Raw genomic sequence first — 5,103 nt, 5'->3', positions numbered from 1 at the left:
AGCAGCTACTCGCTGGACCTCGCCCAGGCGCAGCAGCTGCTCGACGACGCCGGGTTCACGGGCGGCACGCTCGACATGCTCGCCACGAGCGACTACCCCGAGACGGTCACGGCCGCGCAGATCCTCGCTTCGAACCTCGCGGAGATCGGCATCACGGTCGAGATCCGGCAGCCGGACTTCTCCACCTGGCTCGACGAGCAGAACTCCGGCAACTTCGACATGCTGATGATGGGCTGGCTGGGCAACATCGACCCCGACGACTTCTACTACTCGCAGCACCACAGCGAGGGCGGGAGCAATGCCCAGGGGTACGCGAACGCCGAGGTCGACGACCTGCTCGACGCGGGCCGGGTCGAGACCGACCAGGACGCCCGCAAGCAGCTCTACACCGACGCGGCCACGATCATCGCCGACGAGTGCAGCTACATCTACCTCTACAACCCCTCGGTGATCCAGACCTGGTCCCCGGACCTCGGCGGCTACGAGGCGCGGGCCGATCGGGCGATCCGGTTCGCCGCCGCCACGCTGCCAGGCTGAGGTAGGTCCACGTGCGCGTCGCACCCGGCCAGGTCATCGCGTTCCTGGGGTTCCGGCTGCTCTACTCGGCGGTGGTGCTCTTCGGGGTGCTGGTGCTGGTGTTCTTCCTGGTGCAGGCGGTCCCGGGCGACCCGATCCGGCTCGCCCTCGGCACCCGCTACACGCAGGAGGCCTACGACGCGTTGATGGCGGCCTCGGGTCTGGACCGGCCGCTGCACGAGCAGTTCGTCAACTACATCGGCAACGCCCTCACCGGCAACCTCGGCGTCAGTTTTCGCAGCGGAGAGCCTGTGACGCTGCTGCTGCTCGAACGGCTGCCGGCCACGATCTCGCTCGCGATCGTCGGGCTGCTGATCGCGCTGCTGATCTCGATCCCCGCCGGGGTGTGGTCGGCCTTGCGCGAGGGGCGTCTCTCGGACGCGATCATCCGGATCACCAGCCAGTTCGGCGTCTCGATCCCGGACTTCTGGATGGGCATGCTGCTGATCCTGCTGTTCGCCTCGACCTGGGGGCTGCTGCCCTCGAGCGGGTACGTCGCGTTCACGGACGACGTCGGAGGCTGGGCGCGGCGCGTGATCCTGCCTGGCTTGACGGTCGGGCTGGTCGCCGCCGCGATCATGACCCGCTACATCCGCAGCGCCGTGCTCGAGGTGACCGCGATGTCCTACATCCGCACGGCTCGCTCCAAGGGCCTCTCCGGCGGGGTGGTGGTGCGGCGGCACATCCTGCGCAATGCGCTCGTGCCGGTGCTGACGATCGCGGGCATCCAGTTCGCGAGCATCCTGGGTGGCGTCATCGTGGTGGAGGTGGTGTTCGCCTGGCCGGGGCTGGGCCGGTTGGTGTACGACGCGGTCGCGGCGCGCGACTACTCCCTCATCCAGGGATCGGTGCTGCTGATCGCCGTGATGTTCCTGCTCGTCAACCTCGTGGTGGACGTGTTGTACGCGGCTGTCGACCCGAGGATCCGGCTGTCATGAGCGATCGAGACGACCTCATGGTCGACGGCGCAGCACCGGATCCGCTCGTGGACTCGCCTTCGGGGCCGGCTGAGCCGGCACGGATGGGAGCAGTCCGGCTGCTGGCCAGCAACCCCGTGACGGTGATCAGCGCCGTGGTTCTGCTGGTGGTGCTCCTGGTCGCGCTGCTGGCGCCGTGGATCACGCCGTACGGGGTGAACGCGGTCGACGTCAGTCGCGCCTTGCAGGCACCGAGCGGCGCGCACTGGTTCGGGACCGACGATCTCGGCCGCGACATCCTCTCGCGCGTGATGATCGCGGCGCGCGCGTCGCTGCAGGTGGCGCTGGTATCGGTGGCGTTCGCGTTCGTGGTGGGCGTGACGATCGGGGTGGTGTCCGGATACGTCGGCGGCTTCCTCGACACCGTGCTGATGCGGATGGTCGATGTGATGTTCGCGTTCCCGGTGCTGCTGCTGGCGCTCGCGATCGTGGCGATCCTGCAGCCGGGGATGGCGACCACGATGCTCGCGATCGGGATCGTCTACACCCCGATCTTCGCCCGGGTAGCGCGTGCCAGCACGCTGTCGGTCCGGCACGAGCCGTACGTGCAGGTCTCCCGCACGATGGGCACGCCGGGCCTGACGATCCTGGGCCGGCACGTGCTGCCGAACATCACGGGGCCGCTGATCGTGCAGACCTCGCTGTCGCTGGCGTTCGCGATCCTGTCCGAGGCGGCGCTGTCCTTCCTCGGGCTCGGGATCCAACCGCCCAACCCCTCCTGGGGCGGCATGCTCGCCAACGCGCAGGGCTTCCTCGGGCAGGCGTGGTGGATGAGCGTGTTCCCGGGTGCCGCGATCTTCGTGACCGTGCTCGCGTTCAACCTGCTCGGCGACGGACTCCGCGACGTCCTCGATCCCAAGCAACGCACGCTGATCGAGGCGAGGAAGAAGCGATGAATGCACCGGTGCTGCAGGTCGCCGACCTCCGGGTCGCGATCGGCCCGCGCGAGATCGTGCGGGGTCTGAGTTTCGAGGTCGAGCCCGAGGGCACGCTCGGCATCGTGGGCGAATCCGGGTCCGGCAAGTCGATGACGGTGCTCGCAGCCACGGGGCTGCTCGATGCTCCGGGCGCCCGGGTCGAGGGGTCCAGCGTGCTGGCTGGTGACGTCGAGCTCGTCGGCGCGCGCCCACGCACGTTGAGGCGGGTGCATGGCGACCGGGTCGGATTCGTGTTCCAGGATCCGACCACCTCGCTCAACCCGTTGCTCACGCTGGAGCGACAGATCACCGAGTCGCTCGAGGCTCACCGCAGCATGACGCGGCGCGCTGCCACAGGCCGTGCGGTCGAGCTGCTCGAGGCGGTCGGGCTGCCCGATCCAGCCCAGCGCATGCACGCCTACCCGCACCAGCTCTCGGGTGGGCAGCGGCAGCGCGTGATGATCGCGATCGCGCTCGCGTGCGACCCGGCGTTGCTGATCGCCGACGAGCCGACCACCGCCCTCGACGTCACCACGCAGGCCCAGATCATCCAGCTGGTCCGCACCTTGCAGCGGGACAGGGGTACCGCCGTCGTCTGGATCAGTCATGACCTCGGCGTGATCGGCCAGGTCGCCGACGACGTGCTGGTGCTGCGGCACGGGGAGGCGGTTGAGCACCGCGGGGTGGTCGAGCTGATGGACGCACCGCAGCACCCGTACACGCGGGAGCTGCTCGCGGCCCGGCCGCGTCTCGGTGCGAGTGCGCCGCCGCCGGTCACCGAGGACGAGGCGGTGCTGCTGCAGGTCTCTGAGCTCGACGTGACGTTTCCCGTCACGTCGGCCGCCGGGCGCGGCATCGTGCACGCGGTCGACGACGTCTCGTTCGACGTGCGACGCGGCCGAACCCTCGGGATCGTGGGGGAGTCGGGGTCGGGCAAGTCCACGATCGCGAACGTGCTCACCGGTCTCGTCAAGCCCGCCGGCGGCTCGGTGGGCCTGGGTGGCGAGGACGTGCTGCGCGGCGCCTCGAACGACCTGCGCCGTCGGATCGCGATGGTGTTCCAGGATCCGTTCTCCTCGCTCGACCCACGGATGCGTGCGGGGGAGAGCATCGCCGAGCCGTTGCGGGTGCACGGGCTGCCGAGCGACGGCCGCGGCCGAGATGAGCGGATCGCCGAGCTGCTGGAGCTGGTCGACCTGCCTGAGCACTTCGCGCAGCGCTACCCGCACGAGCTCTCCGGCGGGCAGCGGCAGCGTGTCTCGATCGCCCGCGCGCTCGCACTCGAGCCCGAGCTGGTGATCCTCGACGAGTCCACCGCGTCGCTTGACGTCTCGATCCAGGCGCACGTCCTCGAGCTGCTGCGCCGCCTCCAGGGCGAGCTGGGGCTCACGTTCGTATTCATCGCGCACGATCTCGCGGTGGTGCAGCAGATGAGCCACGACGTGCTGGTGATGCAGCATGGCCGGGTGGTCGAGCACGCACCGGCCGCCGAGCTGTTCGCGCACCCGCAGGAGGACTACACGCGCCGCCTGCTGGCAGCCATCCCACCCGAGCGCCCCCGCGCTGCCGATCCCCCGCCCCTCCCTGACTCGCGGTAATCAGGCGCTGCGGCAAGGTACTGGATGACCTCGACCCTTGTGCCCCCGATCGTGGGTGGAGTGCAGGGGCGGGTCGGGGAGGGTGGCCGGTCGGGTAGTATGGCGATCGCAGTCGGTGAGTCTTCGGGCGAACCGGCTGACATCGCGCGCTCACGCACCGCCGGATGGCGGGGCCGCACGGCGAGGTCCGGGAGTGATCCCGGGGCCGCACGGTCGTGAGCACCAGGAGGCCTGCCACCCGGTGGGCCGGACAACCGAGTATGTGCCCCGCGCCGCGGAGAGATCCGTTGGCCCGGGCACCAGATGAGCGTGAGGGCTTCAGTGCCCCACGCCGGAAGGACGAGCCATGGCCGTCGTCACCATGCGCCAGCTCCTCGAGAGCGGCGTCCACTTCGGGCACCAGACCCGTCGCTGGAACCCCAAGATGAAGCGCTTCATCTTCACCGAGCGCAACGGCATCTACATCATCGACCTGCAGAAGTCGCTCGCCGACATCGACCGCGCCTACTCCTTCGTCAAGGACACCGTGGCGCACGGCGGCACGATCCTGTTCGTCGGCACCAAGAAGCAGGCACAGGAGGCCGTGCAGGAGCAGGCCACCCGCGTGGGCATGCCCTACGTCAACCAGCGCTGGCTGGGCGGCATGCTCACCAACTTCGGCACCGTGAACAAGCGTCTGCAGCGTCTCAAGGAGCTCGAGGAGGTCGACTTCGACGACGTCGCTTCCTCCGCGTTCACCAAGAAGGAGCTGCTCATGCAGCGCCGTGAGCGCGACAAGCTCGCCCGCACCCTGGGCGGCGTCCGTGACATGGCCAAGGTGCCCTCCGCCGTCTGGGTTGTCGACACCAAGAAGGAGCACCTTGCCGTCGCCGAGGCGCGCAAGCTGAACATCCCCGTCGTCGCGATCCTCGACACCAACTGCGACCCCGACGAGGTCGACTACCCGATTCCGGGCAACGACGACGCGATCCGCGCCGTCTCGCTGCTCACCCGGGTGATCGCCGACGGTGTGGCCGACGGTCTCGTCGCCCGCGC

Annotated in this window: 5 protein-coding genes; all 5 read left to right on the top strand. The window is 69.3% G+C overall.

From position 1 onward, the window contains the following. The coding region (locus ACOJSN_RS21205) for an ABC transporter substrate-binding protein (protein WP_420114469.1) at window positions 1-537 on the top strand (537 nt) is incomplete at its 5' end. An 11-nt stretch (window positions 538-548) separates the two neighbouring features. After that, complete coding sequence (locus ACOJSN_RS21200; RefSeq protein ID WP_420114468.1) at window positions 549-1,514, top strand: ABC transporter permease; 966 nt, start codon at window positions 549-551, stop codon at window positions 1,512-1,514. Next, on the top strand, window positions 1,511-2,449 hold the full coding sequence (locus tag ACOJSN_RS21195; RefSeq protein WP_420114467.1) for an ABC transporter permease: 939 nt from the start codon (window positions 1,511-1,513) through the stop codon (window positions 2,447-2,449). Before ACOJSN_RS21200 ends, ACOJSN_RS21195 begins: the two co-directional genes overlap by 4 nt. Beyond that, on the top strand, window positions 2,446-4,068 hold the full coding sequence (locus ACOJSN_RS21190) for an ABC transporter ATP-binding protein (protein ID WP_420114466.1): 1,623 nt from the start codon (window positions 2,446-2,448) through the stop codon (window positions 4,066-4,068). The genes ACOJSN_RS21195 and ACOJSN_RS21190 overlap by 4 nt, the downstream gene beginning before the upstream one ends. 346 nt (window positions 4,069-4,414) lie before the next feature. After that, window positions 4,415-5,103: 30S ribosomal protein S2 (gene rpsB / locus ACOJSN_RS21185; RefSeq protein WP_420114465.1), on the top strand; the 689-nt coding region annotated here is incomplete at its 3' end.

The organism is Pseudactinotalea sp. (assembly GCF_048594945.1).
Taxonomy (GTDB): Bacteria; Actinomycetota; Actinomycetes; order Actinomycetales; family Beutenbergiaceae; genus Pseudactinotalea.
This window is presented reverse-complemented; position numbering and strand designations above follow the sequence as displayed.

Bases quoted from the DNA above. Each gene is read 5' to 3' on its own strand.
- ACOJSN_RS21195 (WP_420114467.1), top strand. From the start codon at position 1,511: ATGAGCGATCGAGACGACCTCATGGTCGACGGCGCAGCACCGGATCCG.
- ACOJSN_RS21190 (WP_420114466.1), top strand. From the start codon at position 2,446: ATGAATGCACCGGTGCTGCAGGTCGCCGACCTCCGGGTCGCGATCGGC.